At 59.4% G+C, this 17,170-nt stretch carries 16 protein-coding genes and 1 pseudogene; 7 read left to right on the top strand and 10 right to left on the bottom strand.

Annotated elements, in window-relative coordinates; genetic code table 11:
- Positions 1-152: 152 nt before the first annotated feature.
- Positions 153-920 carry a CDP-alcohol phosphatidyltransferase family protein gene (locus tag M8006_RS07595; RefSeq protein ID WP_347709750.1) on the bottom strand — a complete coding sequence of 256 codons (768 nt, stop codon included), beginning with the start codon at positions 918-920 and terminating at the stop codon, positions 153-155.
- A gap of 103 nt (positions 921-1,023) precedes the next feature.
- Here M8006_RS07595 and M8006_RS07590 point away from each other — a divergent pair, with 103 nt between their 5' ends.
- From M8006_RS07590 to M8006_RS07575, 4 genes and pseudogenes are all read left to right on the top strand, one after another.
- Positions 1,024-2,001: a zinc-dependent alcohol dehydrogenase gene (locus M8006_RS07590; protein ID WP_250080854.1), complete on the top strand. Its 978-nt coding sequence runs from the start codon at positions 1,024-1,026 to the stop codon at positions 1,999-2,001.
- Positions 2,002-2,051: 50 nt separating this feature from the next.
- Entirely contained in the window at positions 2,052-2,450 is a 399-nt protein-coding gene (locus M8006_RS07585) for a 6-pyruvoyl trahydropterin synthase family protein (protein ID WP_250080853.1), read from the top strand.
- Positions 2,447-4,375 carry a glycosyltransferase gene (locus M8006_RS07580; RefSeq protein WP_250080852.1) on the top strand — a complete coding sequence of 643 codons (1,929 nt, stop codon included), beginning with the start codon at positions 2,447-2,449 and terminating at the stop codon, positions 4,373-4,375. The genes M8006_RS07585 and M8006_RS07580 overlap by 4 nt, the downstream gene beginning before the upstream one ends.
- Positions 4,368-5,183 (top strand): annotated as a pseudogene (locus M8006_RS07575) (lysylphosphatidylglycerol synthase transmembrane domain-containing protein); the annotation flags it as partial. The gene M8006_RS07580 and the pseudogene M8006_RS07575, both read left to right, overlap by 8 nt.
- Before the next feature lie 105 nt (positions 5,184-5,288).
- On the opposite strand, the gene M8006_RS07570 reads toward M8006_RS07575, so the two are convergent.
- Positions 5,289-6,023 (bottom strand): RibD family protein, encoded by a 735-nt coding sequence (locus M8006_RS07570; protein ID WP_250080851.1) that lies wholly within the window; start codon positions 6,021-6,023, stop codon positions 5,289-5,291.
- 111 nt (positions 6,024-6,134) lie between these two features.
- On the opposite strand from M8006_RS07570, the gene M8006_RS07565 reads away from it, so the two are divergent.
- Entirely contained in the window at positions 6,135-7,253 is a 1,119-nt protein-coding gene (locus M8006_RS07565) for a GTP cyclohydrolase II (protein WP_250080850.1), read from the top strand.
- Positions 7,254-7,266: 13 nt separating this feature from the next.
- On the opposite strand, the gene M8006_RS07560 is transcribed toward M8006_RS07565, so the two are convergent.
- The 4 genes from M8006_RS07560 to M8006_RS07545 are packed head-to-tail and all read right to left on the bottom strand — an operon-like array spanning position 7,267 to position 12,327.
- The gene (locus tag M8006_RS07560) at positions 7,267-8,037 is read right to left on the bottom strand and encodes a creatininase family protein (protein WP_250080849.1); all 771 of its coding nucleotides are present in this window, start codon (positions 8,035-8,037) and stop codon (positions 7,267-7,269) included.
- Between the two features lie 24 nt (positions 8,038-8,061).
- Positions 8,062-8,847 (bottom strand): FkbM family methyltransferase, encoded by a 786-nt coding sequence (locus M8006_RS07555; protein WP_250080848.1) that lies wholly within the window; start codon positions 8,845-8,847, stop codon positions 8,062-8,064.
- Positions 8,847-10,766: a glucans biosynthesis glucosyltransferase MdoH gene (mdoH, locus tag M8006_RS07550; protein WP_250080847.1), complete on the bottom strand. Its 1,920-nt coding sequence runs from the start codon at positions 10,764-10,766 to the stop codon at positions 8,847-8,849. The genes M8006_RS07555 and mdoH overlap by 1 nt, the downstream gene beginning before the upstream one ends.
- A complete protein-coding gene (locus M8006_RS07545) occupies positions 10,759-12,327 on the bottom strand; it encodes an OpgD/OpgG family glucan biosynthesis protein (RefSeq protein ID WP_347709749.1) in 1,569 nt (522 codons plus the stop codon). The genes mdoH and M8006_RS07545 overlap by 8 nt, the downstream gene beginning before the upstream one ends.
- Positions 12,328-12,481: 154 nt before the next feature.
- On the opposite strand from M8006_RS07545, the gene M8006_RS07540 reads away from it, so the two are divergent.
- Positions 12,482-14,077 carry an alkaline phosphatase family protein gene (locus tag M8006_RS07540; RefSeq protein WP_250080846.1) on the top strand — a complete coding sequence of 532 codons (1,596 nt, stop codon included), beginning with the start codon at positions 12,482-12,484 and terminating at the stop codon, positions 14,075-14,077.
- A gap of 33 nt (positions 14,078-14,110) precedes the next feature.
- Here the strand turns inward: M8006_RS07540 and M8006_RS07535 are convergent, their stop codons facing one another.
- From M8006_RS07535 to M8006_RS07520, 4 genes are all read right to left on the bottom strand, one after another.
- The gene (locus M8006_RS07535) at positions 14,111-14,494 is read right to left on the bottom strand and encodes a DUF4870 family protein (RefSeq protein WP_250080845.1); all 384 of its coding nucleotides are present in this window, start codon (positions 14,492-14,494) and stop codon (positions 14,111-14,113) included.
- A gap of 50 nt (positions 14,495-14,544) precedes the next feature.
- A complete protein-coding gene (locus tag M8006_RS07530; protein WP_250080844.1) occupies positions 14,545-15,492 on the bottom strand; it encodes a lysophospholipid acyltransferase family protein in 948 nt (315 codons plus the stop codon).
- A gap of 3 nt (positions 15,493-15,495) precedes the next feature.
- Positions 15,496-15,885, bottom strand: coding sequence for a DUF4870 family protein (locus M8006_RS07525; RefSeq protein WP_250080843.1), 390 nt, complete (start codon positions 15,883-15,885; stop codon positions 15,496-15,498).
- Positions 15,886-15,976: 91 nt separating this feature from the next.
- A complete protein-coding gene (locus M8006_RS07520) occupies positions 15,977-16,357 on the bottom strand; it encodes a VOC family protein (protein ID WP_250080842.1) in 381 nt (126 codons plus the stop codon).
- A 40-nt stretch (positions 16,358-16,397) separates the two neighbouring features.
- On the opposite strand from M8006_RS07520, the gene M8006_RS07515 reads away from it, so the two are divergent.
- Positions 16,398-17,036, top strand: coding sequence for a class I SAM-dependent methyltransferase (locus M8006_RS07515; RefSeq protein WP_250080841.1), 639 nt, complete (start codon positions 16,398-16,400; stop codon positions 17,034-17,036).
- Positions 17,037-17,170 lie beyond the last annotated feature (134 nt).

Genomic DNA, 17,170 nt, shown 5'->3' with positions numbered 1-17,170 from the left:
TGCAGCGCAGAAAAGCAGGGTTAGTACGGGGCTGTTAGCGAACCTGATGAGTGCAAATCGACATGGTGGGTGCCGCAGCGGGAATTGATATACCACGTGGGCTTTGTCTGCGCGGAAGTAGCTAAGGCTTCGTTAACACGTGGCTGTTCGGTCTAAACGGGGTGTCGACGATAGAGCCACCACATGTCCACACCGAAGGAGTAAACCAGCGTGATGAGCGCGCTTAGGGCGAATAACGCGGATACGTCGCTTGGGGTGAGCGGGGTTAGTGCCAGCAGTAAGGCGGCTACCTGCCAGACGCATACCGCTTTGCGTCGCCAGCTGGGAAAAAGCGGCGCTTTTAGCCACGGATAAATGTTGCTGGCCAACACAAAGCCGTAGCGCATCGCCCCGATCAACAATACCCAGGGGGCAAGCTCGGCGGTTGTGATCAACGCCAGGCAAAGTAGCAGAATCAGTAGGGCATCCAGCTCCATATCAAAGCGTGCGCCGAAGTCGGATTCGCAGTGGGTGCTCCGCGCGACAAAGCCATCGACACCATCGAGCAGCAGGGCAGCGGCAGCGATGCCTAACCACTGCCATTGGCCAACGACGGAAACGTTGGCGATAAGTCCACCGGCGATAAGCGCTATCAGCGCACTGCGCACCAGCGTGACGCGGTTGGCCCACCCTAAGGCGCCGTGCGGCCAGAAGCGCACGATAAGCACCCCAATCAAGCCATAGACCAGAAGCGCCACCGCCCATTCGCCAGTGCCTTGTATCAGGCGGGGGAACCCATGGCCTGCCAACACCAGCACCAGGCCGACGAGCACCACTTCCACCGCCGTATACAACCGCTTAGACAGCGCTAAAGTGGACGGGTCATTGCGATACAAGAACATCGCGACGCTCCCAAGAGTCAATAGGGTTGGCTGTTGCAAAGTTATTTCCATGTACCATTCTTGTAGAAGAAGGTGGCGTTGTCGAGTAAAGTCGCTTACGTTGGAATAATACCCAAACACGCTGACGAAGAAAGGATGATGCATGGCAAATCAAGGTGCCACGGCTTTCTGGCTAAGCGCTCCCGGTAAAGGAGAACTGCGCCAAACGCCGCTGCAATTATCGGATATCGAAGCCCCAGTGGAAGTGAAGGCGTATTACAGCGGGATTAGTCGCGGGTCCGAATCGTTGGTCTTTCATGGGCGCGTGCCTAGCTCTGAACATGAACGTATGCGCGCCCCATTTCAGGAGGGCGATTTTCCCGCGCCGGTTAAATATGGTTATAGCAGCGTCGGTGAGGTGGTCGCCGGCCCCGCGGCACTGAGAGGTAAAATGGTATTTTGCCTCTATCCGCATCAGGATCGCTACGTCGTTCCTGCCAGCGCGGTGCATGTATTGCCTGAGGGCACCCCGGTTGAGCGCGCCATTCTTGCGGCCAATATGGAAACCGCATTGAACGGCGTATGGGATGCAAGGCCGCTTCCCGGTGAGCGTATCAGTGTTATCGGTGCGGGGGTGGTGGGAGCCCTGGTGGCGTATCTTTGCCAGCGCGTCATCGGCACCGACGTGCAGCTGGTGGATACCAACCCACAGCGTCAAACAGTGGCCGAAGCGTTAAACGTTTCATTTGCTTTGCCCGACAACGCCCAGGCGGCGCAAGACCTTGTGATTCATGCCAGCGGCCACAGCGAAGGGCTGAATACAGCGTTTTCGCTTGCCGGAATGGAAGGTCGTATCATCGAAATGAGCTGGTATGGCGAAGGCAACGTTCCGGTGTCGCTCGGTGGGGCGTTTCATTCGCAGCGGCTGACCCTGCGCGCTAGCCAAGTCGGCCGGTTACCCACGCACCAACAGCCGCGTTGGGATTTTGAGCGGCGTCTTACGTTAGCGCTGCGCTTGCTTAGCGACCCGGCCTTGGATGCGCTGATTAGCGGTGAATCCGCTTTTGCCGATTTGCCCCAGGTGGCGGCCGATATTTTTGCCCCAGACAGCGGCGAGCTCTGCCACCGGATACGGTATTAAACCAAATGTGTGATTGAGAAATATGTCACTGATTGAAAAAAGGAGCTTTTATGTACCGTCTTTGCGTTCGTGATCACCTGATGATTGCCCACAGTTTCAACGGCGAGGTGTTTGGCCCCGCGCAGCAAATGCACGGCGCAACGTACGTGGTGGACGTTGTTTTTCAGCGCCCCGAGCTCGATAGCGACGGCTTGGTAATTGATATCGGCCTGGCGAGTGAATCCCTCAAAGCGATGTTGGCCGACTACAACTACCGCAACTTAGACGAAGTCGAGTCGCTTAAAGGGCACAACACCACGACCGAGTTCATGGCCAAGGTGATTTTTGACCGTATTGCTGGGGCAATCCAGCAAGGCGAGTTAGGCGAAACGGCAAAGGGTATTGAGCGAGTGGAAGTCAAGCTCCACGAGTCGCACATCGCTTGGGCAAGCTACGAGGGCGCCCTGTGAACCAGCGCTTGACCTTGGTTGTCGCGGGCGACCCGGCTCAGCGCACCGGCGGTTATCTTTACGATGCCCATATCACCTACGCGCTGCGCGAGGCTGGCTGGCAGGTAGATGTTGTCGGGCTTGAGGGCCGTTTTCCTGACGCGGATAGCGTCGCAGAAAAATCCTTAGACGTTGCCTTAACGGCCCAGCCCGACGGCCGCCAGGTGGTTATCGATGGCCTCGCCATGGGCGCGCTGCCCGAGGTGATAATACGCCACCACGCGCGGCTCGATATCACTGCGTTGGTGCATCACCCGCTGGGCGATGAGCAGGGGCTAACAGCGGCCAAACAAGCGCAGTTCCACCACAGCGAAATGACGGCGCTGGCGGCGGTGGCGCGCCTTATCGTGACCAGCCACTTTACTCGGCGCCGCCTGGAGATACTGGCTGCCGAGGTAGGGGTTAGGCTGGCCCCCATCAATGTCGTGGAACCCGGCGTGACGCCTGCGCCGCTAAGCGAGCCCACGCGCGACGGGCGCTTGAACCTACTTTGCGTTGCCACCGTCACACCGCGTAAAGGCCAGGATATCTTGGCCAAAGCGCTTGGGCCGCTGTCGCAGCTTAATTGGCAGTGCCACTGCTACGGCAGTAACGAACGTGCCCCCGAGTTTGCCAATCGCGTGGCGACACTAATCGATGAGCATGGGCTTACCGACTCGCTACGCTTGCACGGCGAATGCGATAGTGCCGAGCTTGAAGCCGCTTACCAGCGTGCCGATGTGTTGGTGCTGCCGTCTTGGTACGAGGGCTATGGCATGGTGGTGACCGAAGCGTTGTCGCATGGCTTACCGGTCATCACCACAACAGGCGGCGCGCTAAATGACACCTTGCCCGATGCGGCTGGACTGAAAGTGCCACCTGGGGATAGCGACGCGTTAACCGCTGCACTGACGCGCTTTATCACCGAACCTTTGCTGCGCGAGCGCCTTCGCCAAGGGGCTAAGCAGGCACGCGAGAAGCTAAACGATTGGCAAGCAGCGGGTGAGCAGTTCGGCCGAATTCTCGAATCTTCCACGTCAGACGGATATTTTGCTGCCGATTGGCTCGCGCTGCGTGAGCCGGTGGACGCCAAAGCTCGCAGCCAGCATTTGGTCGACCTGGCGGCTACGTGGTTAATGACAGATCGGCCGTCGGCACGCAGGAAGCCGCTTGAGATAGTGGATCTCGGCTGCGGCCGGGGCAGTAACGTGTGTTTTCTCGCTCCGTTCTGGCACGGCCCACAGCACTGGCAGTTAATCGACCATGACCCGGTGCTACTGCAACAGGCACGCAAGCGTTGCGCCGTATTACGCGACGGTGATAGTCAATCGGTTACAGTGAAAACGCTGACTTGCTCGCTTACCGAGCTTTCTTCACGCTGGCCGGTTCAGGCGGATGTGATCAGTGCCTCGGCGCTTCTGGATCTTGTTTCCGCCGAGTGGCTCGATGTTTTGGTAGCGCGCTGCGCTGAGTATCGCCAGGCGCTGTTGATCGCGTTAAGTATCACCGGTGAATGGCATCTCACCGATGCCCGCGACGCGCCACTTAAAGACCCAGACGACGCGTATATTCATGCGTTGTTCAACGCCCATCAGCAGCGCGATAAAGGCTTCGGGGCGGCACTCGGCGGCCGGGCGCATTGTGAGCTGGTCAAGCGCCTCAACGCCGCTGGCTTTTATGTGGAAGAAGCCGCATCGCCTTGGCGGCTAAAAGCGGGCCAAGCCGAACACACCGCACTGCTTCACCCGCTAATCGACGGCTGGGCCCAAGCGGCAATAGAACAGGCCCCAGAGGCACGTGAGCGGATTAACGCCTGGCGCGCCCAGCGTTTGGCGCAGGTGGAGGCTGGTGATCTAGGTGCGTTTGTCGATCACCGGGATATGTGGGCGAGGCCTGCGCATGGCTAAGTGCACAGCCGTGAAGCGGCTTGCGATTAGCGTCGGCGTGTTGTTGGCCGTGGCGCTTTTGCTTGACCCGCGCGCGATTATCCGTGAGGTGCAGGCGTTTTCGCTGCCCTGGCTTGTGCTTGGATTGGCGATTAGCGTCTTGCAGGTGCTGCTGTGTGCTTGGCGCTGGCGCCTAACGGCGGGATTGGTCGGCGTGCCGCTGCGCTACTGTTACGCGGTGGCGGAGTATTACCTGTCACTGTTCATCAATCAGGTGTTGCCCGGTGGCGTGCTGGGGGATGCCGGGCGTGCGTTACGCCACGCGCAGCAGACATCAAAGCGCGGTAACGCCTGGCGGGCGGTGATTATCGAGCGCGCTTCGGGGCAGCTGGCCGTGGGGCTATTAACGGCGCTGGCGCTGGTCAGTTCACCTTTGTGGCACGCGGTGCTGGGAAAAAGTGGTTACTTTTGGCTGGCGGCAGGCGCGGTTAGCGTTGCGCTTGGCGTTGGGTTAATCGCGGTGGTCATGCCGGAGCGGGTACACCTGCAGGGCTGGGTGAGCGCTTTGTGGGCGGATATTCACCGTGGGCTCTGGCATGGCGGGGTGTGGGCCTGGCAGCTGGCGTCGTCGATGCTGATTGTCTTCAGCTACGCTTTAGTGATGCTGTGCGCGGCGCGAGCGATCGGGGTCGATTTACCGGCCAGTGTGCTGTTGGCGCTGGCACCGCCGCTGTTACTCTCCATGCTGATTCCGCTCTCCGTGGCGGGCTGGGGGCTTCGCGAAGGTGCCGCCGCCAGCGTCTGGGCGTGGGTGGGGTTAGCGCCCAGCCAGGGCGTGGCGGTGTCGCTGGCGTACGGGGTGATCGTCTTGGTCGCGACATTGCCCGGGCTTTGGGTCGCACTTTCGCGCCGCCGCCGTGCTACGCCTGCCGGGTCAGGCTGTATCGGGCCCGTTCAGACAGAGGTCAAACAGGGTGTCATCCCCACAGCTGAAACGCCGCGCACGCGGGCGCAGGGCCGTGGCCAGGGTGTCGATTGGCGTCATGGCAAGGCCGGGGCGGCCCGATCCAATCAGCAGTGGCGCGACGAGCAGGTGCAATCGCTCAACCACACCGGCTTCGATGAACTGCGAGACGGTTATCCCCCCGCCTTCGACCAATATGCGCGCGTAACCCCGCGTCTTCAGGTGGGCGATGACCGCCGCAGGTGAGAACTGCCCGTTAGCCATCAGTGGCAATGGTTGCCGCCGAACATGCGGGGCCGGGGCGGGCAGCGATACCTCAGGCCCGAGCAAATGCAGCGTGGGGGCCGCGTCGTCTTGAAAGAGCGTCAGTGTCGGCGGCACGCGGCCACGCGGATCGAGAATGACACGCACAGGATTCGCGCCGCTGGCATGGCGTACGGTCAGCTGCGGGTTATCGGCGCTGGCCGTGCCCGCGCCGATAATCACCGCATCGCACAGCGCGCGCAACCGGTGCAGATGCACCAAACTCTCGTGGCCGTTGATGTAGTGCGAATGGCCGCTTTCGGTGGCGATGCGCCCGTCAAGGCTTTGCCCCAGCTGAGCGATCACCCACTCTTGGCGCGACACCAACGGGGTCAAGCCGTCGAGAAGGTCGGTGGTGTCGGGCGTCGCATTATTGTCGGACATGGTGGTGTTATCAGACATGGCGCCTCCGTGCGGTGCAAGAGGGATTTATCATGCGCGGGCGTCAGCGGCCGTGCAAGCACCAGTTTTTTTGAATCAAGGCGAGCCTGAATAAAAAGCGAGGAAGCTTCTATGTACCACGTTGAACGTGCCATTTTCGATATTCGCCGTGGGCTACCGGTGGTGATCCACACCGGTTCGCGCCCGCTGCTGGTGCAAGCCTTGGAAGGCAGTGATTCGGTGGAAGGGTTGGCTGCACTGTCAGGCTCGCGCCCGACACTGGTATTAACGCGTCACCGCTTAGCCGCGATGGGGCACTCGATCAGCGCCGAGGCGGCAAGGCTACCGTTGGCCACCGAAATGAGCACAGTAACCCTGCATGACTTAGCGGTGGCAAAACCGCACGGGGAGAAACAGCGCTTAATTGGGCTTTCCCCGGCGGGGCCGGGCGAGCGCAGCGCACTGGCGTTGATGCGTCGCGCACTGCTGTTGCCTGCGGCTTTGTGTGCCGACGTGGATGAGGCGCAGCAAGGCACTATCGAGGCTAAGATTTCGCAGGGTGAGCTTTTACGCTTGGACGCCGGTGACGCCTTGACAGCGCTTCACGGGGCGGCGGGGATGCTCAAGCGCGTTAGCGAAGCGGATATTCCGCTGGAGAATGCCCAAGCGTCGCGGTTTGTGCTGTTCCGTGAGCCCGATGGCCTGCGCGAGCACGTGGCAGTGGTAATTGGGGCCGTGGAAAACGCCGAGGTGCCGGTGCCGATTCGCCTGCATTCCGCCTGCTTGACCGGGGATCTGTTTGGTAGCCTGCGTTGCGACTGCGGCGAGCAGCTGCGCAATGCCGTGGCGGAAATCAGCGCCATGGGCGGCGGGGTGCTGCTCTATCTGGCGCAAGAAGGCCGCGGCATTGGGCTTGCGAACAAGCTTCGGGCTTATACCCTGCAAGATGCTGGGCTAGATACGGTCGATGCCGATCAGGTGCTTGGGTTTGGCGACGATGAGCGCCGCTACGGCGTCGCGGTGGATATGCTGAATGCGCTGGGGATTACCCAGGTGCAGCTTTTGACCAATAACCCGCTGAAAATGGCGGCACTACGCGACGGCGGTATCGAGGTGGTCTCTCGGCAAGCGCTTTACGGCAGCGTGACCGATCATAACCAGCGTTATCTCACCGCCAAGGCGAATCGCTCGGGCCACTACCTTCACGACGCCCTGCGCGACGTGCTCAATGACGCGCAGCCCAATGGCTAAACCACGTATGTCATCAGGCTAATGGCGGTAACTGTGCGGTTTCTTCCACCACTTGAGCGAGCAGGCGCCCGTAATGATGCACTAAGCGCTCGCCAAGCGCTGCCGTGGCCTGAGTGGCGTTACCCGCAATGCCCGTGGGCGATAAATCCTCCGCCAGCCAGGCAAACGGCGCCGCTCCTTCAGGGCCTACTAGCGCGCTGGGATACCGGGCTGGAGATAGGGCGTTCGTTGCCTTCTGCATGTTGACCTGCTCCGGTGCCAAGTAAAGCATCATCGCGGTTTCCAGCGCGCCGCCGTGCAAACCACGGCGAAGTTCCTCAGCATCGAGCGCGGCTTCCAAGGGCGGCAAACGCGTATACGTGGCTTTGACCACGCGCATGTCATGGCGACGGCGCAGCGTTAGCGCCGCAAGGTCCATCACCGCTTTGTTGCCGCCGTGGCTGTTGATCAGCACCAGCCGCTGGATGCCCGCTCGGGCGATGCTGTCGCCGTAGGCCTCTAGGATTTCGATGGCAAGCCTGGCTGGCAAGCTCAAGGTGCCGGGGAAACTTGCGTGCTCGTCGCTTGAGCCAATCGTCATGGGGGGCAGGCATAGCGCCATCACGTCATCCGATAGCGCGTCACACATGGCCTGCTGTAGGCCGAGGCCAATGGTGGTATCCGTGCTTAGCGGCAGATGCGCGCCGTGCTGTTCGGTAGCGCCGAGAACCAATACCGCCACCGGATCGCGGTTGGCTATGGCGTTTAGTTCAGGGGCGGTTAGGTGCTGCCAATCAAGGTGCATATAGAGCCTTAACGGTGAAACGGGTTAATTCAGTAAGGTGTGATCGGCACGACAGGCGTAAATATCGCCGGACGCCAGCCTATCTGCGCCCGCCGCAAGCCACGCGTGTACCTCGGCGTCACTTTTCCAGCCTGACCAGCGAAACGTGCGCTGTTCGCCAGCGACAATATTGTAACGGTAGTCACCGAGCGCGCTTAAACGCTTGACGCAGGCGTGGCTGACCTCCAACGCGCCGCTAACAAATTCAACGGATAGGGCGGCGACCGGTTGGCTAAGCCCGGCTAAAACGTCGGCTTCAAACCCTTCCACGTCGATTTTAATAAACGCAGGTTCGCCATATTCGGCAATCAGCGCATCAAGCGTTGTAACGTTCACACGCTCACGCTCGGCCCAGTGGAGGTGAGCAAACCCCGCGTTATGGCGACCAATCTGCTCGCGCCACTGATCGGCGAGTGTGGAAACGGTTAAGTTGGCTGGGCTGATGGCGAGTTCAGCGTGGCCGGGGGTTGCTCCTGCCGCCAAAGGGAGCAGTATGACATCGTTACCCACTATGCGGCGACACCAGCGCGTTAACAGCGGTTGCGGCTCCAGTGCTACCACGCGGGCGCCAAGGGAGTGGAATGCCGCGCTGCGATCACCTAAGTGGGCGCCGACATCAAAGGCCAGCGTGCCGGGCAATAAAAAAGGTCGATACAGGTTTTTAAGCCCGCGCTGACGGCCTGGGCGCCAGTAGATCAGAAGCGAGCGCGCAATGCCAAAAGCGCTTAACCAGCGCGCTTTGACGGCTTCTCGCCTGGTGGTATCGCGCATTAATAAGGCTCCTTAAGCGCTGAAGCTAGCACACGACGGCGAGCCGGTGTGAAGCAGGAAAATGACTGGATGGGCATATCGCCGGGCTGTTCCGGTGGCGGTGGCGTGGGGGTGCATGCAGGTGGTGGCGGGCAGGCACGTGCGGCTTTTAAGCGCCGCGCGTAGTCGCTGAGTAGCGCCACCTCGCGTTGATCAGGGGTGTCGAGTAGCTGCCATCGCGCAAGGCGCTCGCCGATGCGGATACTGCTGGTCAGCTTGACCAGCAAGGTAGAGGCTACAAGGCCGAGCCAAACGGGCGCCAGCCAACCTAGTGCCGCTGGCGAGAGCCACCCTAACGCGATAACCCAAGCGCCCCCAGCCAAGGTAAATCCGCGTGTGCGCAGCCACGCCTCCTGCCACGTTAACGAGCGTTCACTTCTGGGTTGGGTATGCCACTCGATAGCCCGCCCGCATAAGATATTGATGATAAATACGCTGTGCCACGCCATCATCAGTGGGGCGAGCAACGCGGCAAAGCTGATTTCCAGTAACGTACTCGCCGTTAGCTTCAGGCGGCCGCCAAAATTCTTGGGAGTTTGGTGAAGAGCAAGCGTTAGCCCCATGAGCTTGGGGGCAATCAGCAGCAAAAGCGTGGTGCCCAGCAGCCCCCATGCAAGCGGTGTGGTATATAGCGTTTGCGTGTTGGTTAATGTTGTATAACCGATTAGCCCACTAGTCCATAAGAGCAGGGCGAGCCATACCGGGGATGAGAGGTAGGCAAAGGCGCCGAAAAAGAAGTGCCAGCGACTCAACGGGTGAAGCCCGGCGCCGGTGAGTAGCCGCAGATGCTGCAGGTTGCCCTGCAGCCAGCGCCGGTCACGCTTGGCGAAGTCGAGTAAGTTGCTCGGCATGGCTTCAAAGCTTTGGGCTCTCCTTGAGGGCAGCGTCGTATCCAGCAGCACCTTCCAACCGTGGCGGCGCAGTAATGCCGCCTCGACAAAGTCGTGGCTCAATAGCTCGCCCCCCAGCGGCGGCTTTCCCGGTAGCGTAGGTAGGCCGCTGCTCGCCATAAAGGCACGAGTACGCACGATGGCGTTGTGGCCCCAATAGTTGGCGGTATCGCCCTGCCAAAAACTCTGCCCGGCGGCGAGCATCGGGCTGTAAAGGGCGGCGGCAAACTGAACCAAACGCCCGAACAGGGTGATTTGCCCCACGGGTATCGGCACGCTCTGAATAAGCCCGACATCGGGTTGCTGCTGCATTTTTCGGACTAAGCGTAAAAGCGTGGTGCCACCCATGATGCTGTCGGCGTCGAGCACAATAAAGAAATCGTAACGACGCCCCCAACGACGGCAAAAATCAGCGATATTGGCCGCCTTGCGGCCGTGATTATTCGCCCGGCGACGATAATGTAGGCGTAGCTGTCCTTTCAGGCGACGCTGAAGGGCGGCCACGTGGGCCGCTTCGCTGGCAGCGGTTTGCGGGTCTTGCGTATCGCTTAATATAAAAACCTCAAAATGCGCGTTGATGAACGAAGCGGTATGGCCAGGCTGTGCTAAGAGAGAGCGGCAGCTGGCTTCTAGCCCCGCGAATGTGGCCTCGGGCGGCTCCTGAAAAATCGGCATGATCAAGGCCGTGCGGCTGGCATCCTGTAGGTCGGGCGTTTCGGGTGCGTCTTGATGGCGAGCCAGCGTTAGCGGGTCTCGTTGCAACAAGCAGACAAGAAAACCGCATAGCGCACTCCAGAAGGCGAGCGCAATCCAGGTAAAGGTCAGGGCAAACAGGGTAAGCAACACGGCCTGCAAGCCCCAAGGCAATCCACCCGTGACGCGCAGCATGGCCGTGCACCCTGCAATGCTGGTGGTCAGCACCAGCACAGTAAGCCCCCAACGGCGCAGGCGCAGCCCCGGTATGAAAGGGGAGGCTGGGGCGTTAGGCATCCTCGTCTCCATGCTTGGGAAGCGGGTCAATCACGTAGTTCCAGGTTTCGCTGAGCGTTTCCCCGTGCAGCGTAAGCGCCAGGCGCACATCCAACGGTGACGCCGTGGGCTTAACGCGAAAGGTGGCACGCCAGGTGTTATCGGGCAAGGCTTTCACCTGTGGCAGCGTAACGGCATCGTCGGGCGCATCGAGTCGCAGCGCTACCGGCTGGTCGGCGGATAACCGCGCTAACTCGCCGCCGGCAAAATCGACCACCCATTGGCGCTGATCGGCACTTTGAGAGTCGGCCTCGCCGGGCACTGCCGCGCTGCCTTGTCGGGTGCGGATGACCTGGGCAAGCAAGGGGTCAGTCGGTGCTTGCTGGCGTGTTTGGGTTTGGTAGCGAAGGCTTAAGGATTCACCCGCTCGCAGCGGCGTCTCACTGACCCAGTACGCGACGATGTTATCGTGGGTTTCATCCGGAGAGGGCAGCTCGACAAGCTCTACATGCCCTTTGCCCCAATCGCCCTGCGGCGTGACCCATTGGCTAGGGCGACGGTGGTACTGCGCTTCTTCGTCTAGGTAGCGGGAAAACTCGTGCTCGCGCTGCATGAGCCCAAACCCCTGCGGGTCTGTGTCCAGAAACGCCGATACTCTGACCCGGCGAGGGTTATTTAGCGGCCGCCAGATCCATTCGCCGCGGCCGGTTTCCAGCAACAGCCCGTCGGAATCGTGCACGCGGGGGCGCACATCGTCCGGGCGATTGCGGCTCATATCGCCGTAGGCAAACATGCTGGTGAGCGGGGCGATGCCGAGTTTTGTCACGTCATCGCGCGCATAAAGCGTAGCGTCTACGTCAACCTGGGTTTGGTGACCCGGCTCAAGGCGGAAATGGTATGCGCCGCTGAGCGAGGGGCTATCCAGCAGCGCCATCACGTGCACGGCGGTGTCATTTGCCTCAGGCGTGAATAGCCAAAATTCGCGAAACGCCGGGAACTCTTCACCGTCCGTATCCTCGTTGCTCGATAAGGCGGTGTCGATGGCTAACCCGCGGGTGGAAAGGCCGTACACCTGATCGCGCCCTATCAGGCGAAAGTAACTCGCGCCCAGAAATACCGCGAATTCGTCTCGGTAGCCTGACGTGTTGAGCGGGTAATGAAGGCGAAAGCCTGCGTGCCCCGTGCCTTGTAGATCGGACGTCTGAAGTTCTTCCGCCTGGCCTTCGTAGATGAAATCGTCGGAATCGAAGGTAAGCGACGTGGTTTTTTCACCCTCGACGAGGTGCAGCATGACCGGGTGGGGAAACAGAAAACCGCTATGAAACAGCTGCAAAGAGAAGCGGCTATCATCGCCCCAATAGGCGCGCGCCGGATCAAAACGAATCTGCCGGTACGTGTCGTAGTCGAGTGATTTCAGCGCCTGGGGAAGCGCGTGGTTTGGCGGGGAGTAGGATGCTTCAGCCAGTGTCTGAGCGTGCTGACGGAGCGTACCCTGCCATTTGCTCAGTTCGGCGTCGCTGGGCTCGGCCATCGCGGTAGTGCTGAATATCAGCCATCCTAATGTCAGTAAGCGTTTCAGCACGTCGCGCTCCTTGAAGTAAAAAAATAGAAAATTAAACAATACTTGTACGCGTATTTATTACAGTACACGATAGACGTGTGTTTCAGTGCTGTTTTTAGTGCCTAATAGGAGTTTTATTCATGCCCGCTTGCGTTTCGTCAGCGTTAAAAACACCATGCTGCGACTTTTTATAACCGCAGCGGCGCTTAACGTGCTGCTGGTAGCGCCGCTTTGGTGGCGGTTTAACGACATCGGCGCCCGGCTGATTGCCTGGGAGCCTTGGCTTGTTGTGCCGCTTTTGCTGTTGTTGCCACAAGGTATTTGGCGCCGCTGGCTTGTCAGCCTTTGGCTGTTGTGGCTGGCGCTGATAAGCGTGGCTAACATCGGTGACGGCGCGACCTACGCGGCCTTTGGTCGATCGTTCAACCTCTATCTCGACCTGCCGCTTGTGCGCTCGGTATTTCACCTGCTTGAAGGTAATGTAGGTCAACTGGCTGCGTTCAGCCTCATGGGCGTGGCGATTGGGCTGCTTGTCGGGGTATTTGTGGCGGCTGTGCGTCTGCTTTTGCCGTCGCGCCCTTATTCGCTGCGCGAACTCCGAGGCAAAGTGGCGTTGGGGGTTGCGGTGCTGAGTGCTTTGCTCATTACGTTAGAGCTCAACGGGCAGCGTCTTGTGCCGTTTGCGCGAGTACCGATGATCAACACGGCGATGTTTCAATGGGAGCAGGTGACGCAGACTCATGCTGCTCGTCAGGATTTCGCCCATACGTTGGCGCAATCGCCGCTGACAGTTAAGCCGCTCCCGGGCCTTGCGGGGCGCAATGTGCTGCTCACCTTTGTCGAGTCTTATGGTATGGCGGCAATCGAGAGCCCGCGCTATCGCGATGTGCTGCGTCCTACACTGGCAGAAATGCAGACGCGGCTTGAAGCGCGGGGTATTCATGTGGTGTCGGGGCTTCTGGCGTCGCCTATCCGTGGTGGTCAGTCGTGGCTCGCTCATGCCACGGCGCTTAGCGGGCGGAAAGTGGAAAACCAGATGTGGTATCGCCTGCTGTTGGAGAGCGATCACGGCACCCTGGTGGATGACTTCAACGCCACTGGGCATCGCACGCTGAGTGTGATGCCCGCGATTACCCGCGCCTGGCCGGAGGGGCGTGCCTATGGTTTTGATGCGATCTACGCGGCGGATGATCTGCCCTACGCCGGGCCGCCGTTGCACTGGGTCACGATGCCGGACCAATACACGCTCGATTATACCGCGCGCCATTTGCTGAATGATGGACCCTTATTTGCGCAGATCGCGCTGATTTCAAGCCACGCTCCCTGGACGCCGATCCTCCCCGTGCTGGATGACTGGTCGTTGATTGGCGACGGCACCATTTTTGCTCCTTGGCAAAACGCGGGCGATCCGCCCGATGTGCTATGGCAAGACCTGGAACGCATCTGCGACCACTACGCCTGGTCGGTCGACTACGCGGTCAAGGTGGCCGGGCGCTTTGCCGAGCGCGTGGTGAATGAACAAACGCTACTGATCATTTTGGGCGACCATCAGGCCGCGCCCTTGATTACTGGCGAAAACGCCAGCAACGCCGTGCCGGTGCATGTCATCAGCGCCGACCTCGCGCTTTTAACGCCCTTCATCGCGCGTGGGTTCGTGCGCGGGACACAGCCGCCATCGGTGGATTCAGCGGAAAACATTGCGGGCATGCAACAATTACGCCGCTGGCTACACGCCGATTTTGCTGCCCAAACGCAAGAGAGCTCTCCATGATTCAGCCCGGCATTCTAAGCGGGAGTAGCGGCACTACCATAGCCAGCTGCCAGGGCGAGCGGGCGGCTCACCTTTGCGCAGGGTGAGCCAGCCAGTCACGCAGCGCACAACGAGCCAAACGGCCAGCAGCAGCCCGAGCAGTGACCCCACCACCGTTAATACGCTTAAAGTGAACACAATACAGAAGTAAAGCAGTCCGATCCAAAAGGTGCGGATCAGGTAGCGATAGTGTTCCTTTAGCCAGGGAGCGGCTTCTTTGCGGTAAACGTAGGCAAAGACAACGCCGATTAAGGTGGTTAAGTTGGCCGTGATTAGCCCCGCTAGATACAACGCATAGAGAACCTGCGGCATGCGGGTTTCATCGCGCGTTACATCGCTATCAGGCCTATCGGTATTTGATACATCGGTATTTGACATAGTGAACTCTCAGGTGAGGTGTAAGAGGGAAAACGCGGCTTAGAATCGCCTTAATAGAGGCGAAAATCGCGATAATTGGATAGCTTCTGCTGCTCTTCCACGACTTTACGGTAGCGCTTGTACTCCCACTGGTATTGCGCAGGGTCAAGGCTAATTGCCGCTTCCACGCAGGCGTTGACGCCGGTGGCAGAGGTGGTGTCCTCATTGCTATATACACGCTCGTCGGCATTGAGAAAGTGAATCTCAAAGCCTTGGCCCGGCACGCGCTTGGCAACGCCTGTCACCACGCGCGCCTGGGTGCGAGCGACCAGTTTGGGCAGGAGGGTGCCGGTGTAGGCATCGCGATGGAAAAACGGCGCAAACACGCCGCTTCCCCAGCTCGGTTCTTGATCGGGTAGAATCCCAATCGCTTCAGAGCGTTTGAGCGCTTTTAACAGAGCCGCAACACCGCGAGGGTTGGTGGGCACTAACGTTGCCCCCATGCGCTCGCGGCCTTGGCGAATGTCCGAGTCAAGTGCGGCAATTTTGGGCGGCTCGTACATCGCTGTAAACGGAAAATGGCTCGATAGCCAGAAGTTGAGCACTTCCCAGTTGCCAAAGTGAGGCGCGAGCACAATCACGCCACGGCCCTCTGCGCGGGCGTCATCAAGTTTGTCGCGGCCGTGAACGTGAATAATGCTGGCCTCAACGCGCTCAGGCGGTGCCATCCAGGCATGACCCAGCTCTAGCATGGTAGCGGTGGAGTGCCGTAAGCTATCGCGTGAAAGGTGTTGACGCTCGCAAGCGTTAAGATCCGGATAAACGGCATTGAGGTTGATGTCCGTCACCGAGCGTTCGCGTTGGCTGAAGCGATGTACCAGCGGGCCCAGCCGACTCGCCAGCCACCACAGCCGCGTTAGTGGCCAGCGGGAGAGCCGCCGCCATAGCCAAGCAATGGCCCCGGCACGAGAAAAGAGCGGAGGGTCGCTTTTTTGCGCGTCACTAGGTGTTGGGGCCATAAGTCAGAGCAGCCAAGTGTCCACATTGCTTGGCACGCGTTTCTCCTGCAGACCCTTGAAGCCTTTAACGCAGCGTACAATCAGCCACACCGCGAGGGCTAATAACAGCGGGAAGCCGATCAGCACAAAGGTGAGCAGGGAAAAGAGCGTGGCGTAGAGAAGGCCAATCCAGAACGTGCGGATTTGGTAGCGGAAATGCTCGTCTAGCCAGTGAGGGCCCTTGCCGCGATAAACGTAAGCAATGACCACCCCAATTAGCGAGGTAAAACCGACCACAAAACTGGCAAGGAAAAGCGCATACACCACCAAGGCCATAGTGGTGTCCGGCCCTTGGCCCGTTTTGCTAATGATGTCACCCTCAGCGGGCGTTGTATTCTCTTCACCTTCGCGCATACGATGTCGTCCCTAGTAACGTGCTGATCAATGGCGTATTGCGCACTATGATAACGCGCCGTGCGGTACTTAGCATTAGCGCAGCGGGGCATTAGCGGGCTGGTCGGGAGACTTCCAGCAGGTTGCCATCCGGGTCGCGTAGGTAAACCGACTCAATAGGGCCGTTGGCGCCTTGGCGCGCGACCGGGCCAAGCTCAATCTCGATGCCCAACGCGTCAAGGTGCTGTTTGAACTCGGTGAGGGGCAGCTGGCAGCGCAGGCATAAATCTAAGCTGCCAGGCGTTGGTGTGGCGGAAACGGGGGCAATGTCGGTATCGGTTTGATGCAGCCGCAGGGCGGTATCACCGAGCATCAAGTCGACCCGCTGGGCGTCGCGGTAGCGTACATCAAGCCCCAACACACGCGAATAAAAGTCCACCGCGCGCGCCATATCGGTCACAGTAACGACAAGATGGTCCAGACCTGAGAGCATGCCACAATCCTTAACGTATGAGATTTGTCGAGAGAATACGATGATGTGGCGCTGTCCGCTATGCCTTGACCCAAGAAGCGAGCTTTATCACCGCGATCAGCGCCGTGAGTACCATCAGTGTGCCACGTGCGCGCTGGTTTTTGTGCCCAAGCCGTGGCACTTATCCGCCGCTGAAGAGAAAGCGGAATACGACCGTCACGAAAACTCTCCTTATGATGCGGGTTATCGTCGCTTTCTGAGTCGCTTGTTCACCCCGCTCAATGAAAAGCTGGCGCCCGGTGCTGAAGGGTTAGATTTTGGCTCAGGCCCAGGGCCAACGCTTTCCGTGATGTGCGAAGAAGCGGGCCATCCGATGGCGATTTATGACCCTTTCTATGCGCCAGAGACTTCGGTGTTAGAAAATAGCTACGATTTTATTACCGCCACTGAGGTGGTGGAGCATTTATCTGCCCCCGGTGAGGTGTTGGCTCAACTGGTTGCCTGTCTGCGCCCTGGTGGCTACTTAGGGCTTATGACCAAACGCGTGAAAGACCGCGCGGCCTTTGCTCATTGGCATTATATTCAAGACCCGACCCATGTAGCGTTTTTCAGTGAGTCGACGTTTTGCTGGTGGGCGCGGAACGAAGGATTTTCGGTGGAGTTTCCAAGCGCCGACACGGTGATCATGCAAAAGCATTGACTTTCCTATCAATAGTTTGAACAGTTGCATGACGTAATAGCGCCGTAGTGACACACCTCCTCAAAGTCGGGCCGGGATTTTATGCGATTGAAGTCCAGACCCAAGTAGGAAGAAAAGCGTTCCAGCAGGCGATA

The sequence above is a fragment of the Halomonas llamarensis genome (assembly GCF_023555005.1).
Taxonomy (GTDB): domain Bacteria; phylum Pseudomonadota; class Gammaproteobacteria; order Pseudomonadales; family Halomonadaceae; genus Vreelandella; species Vreelandella llamarensis.
The sequence above is the reverse complement of the archived record's forward strand: the minus strand, read 5'-3'. Positions and strand labels throughout refer to the sequence as shown.

Coding starts and splice junctions, on each gene's coding strand:
- M8006_RS07590 (WP_250080854.1), top strand. CDS start 1,024: ATGGCAAATCAAGGTGCCACGGCTTTCTGGCTAAGCGCTCCCGGTAAA.
- M8006_RS07585 (WP_250080853.1), top strand. CDS start 2,052: ATGTACCGTCTTTGCGTTCGTGATCACCTGATGATTGCCCACAGTTTC.
- M8006_RS07570 (WP_250080851.1), bottom strand. CDS start 6,023: ATGTCTGATAACACCACCATGTCCGACAATAATGCGACGCCCGACACC.
- M8006_RS07565 (WP_250080850.1), top strand. CDS start 6,135: ATGTACCACGTTGAACGTGCCATTTTCGATATTCGCCGTGGGCTACCG.
- M8006_RS07560 (WP_250080849.1), bottom strand. CDS start 8,037: ATGCACCTTGATTGGCAGCACCTAACCGCCCCTGAACTAAACGCCATA.
- M8006_RS07555 (WP_250080848.1), bottom strand. CDS start 8,847: ATGCGCGATACCACCAGGCGAGAAGCCGTCAAAGCGCGCTGGTTAAGC.
- mdoH (WP_250080847.1), bottom strand. CDS start 10,766: ATGCCTAACGCCCCAGCCTCCCCTTTCATACCGGGGCTGCGCCTGCGC.
- M8006_RS07540 (WP_250080846.1), top strand. CDS start 12,482: ATGCTGCGACTTTTTATAACCGCAGCGGCGCTTAACGTGCTGCTGGTA.
- M8006_RS07535 (WP_250080845.1), bottom strand. CDS start 14,494: ATGTCAAATACCGATGTATCAAATACCGATAGGCCTGATAGCGATGTA.
- M8006_RS07530 (WP_250080844.1), bottom strand. CDS start 15,492: ATGGCCCCAACACCTAGTGACGCGCAAAAAAGCGACCCTCCGCTCTTT.
- M8006_RS07525 (WP_250080843.1), bottom strand. CDS start 15,885: ATGCGCGAAGGTGAAGAGAATACAACGCCCGCTGAGGGTGACATCATT.
- M8006_RS07520 (WP_250080842.1), bottom strand. CDS start 16,357: ATGCTCTCAGGTCTGGACCATCTTGTCGTTACTGTGACCGATATGGCG.
- M8006_RS07515 (WP_250080841.1), top strand. CDS start 16,398: ATGATGTGGCGCTGTCCGCTATGCCTTGACCCAAGAAGCGAGCTTTAT.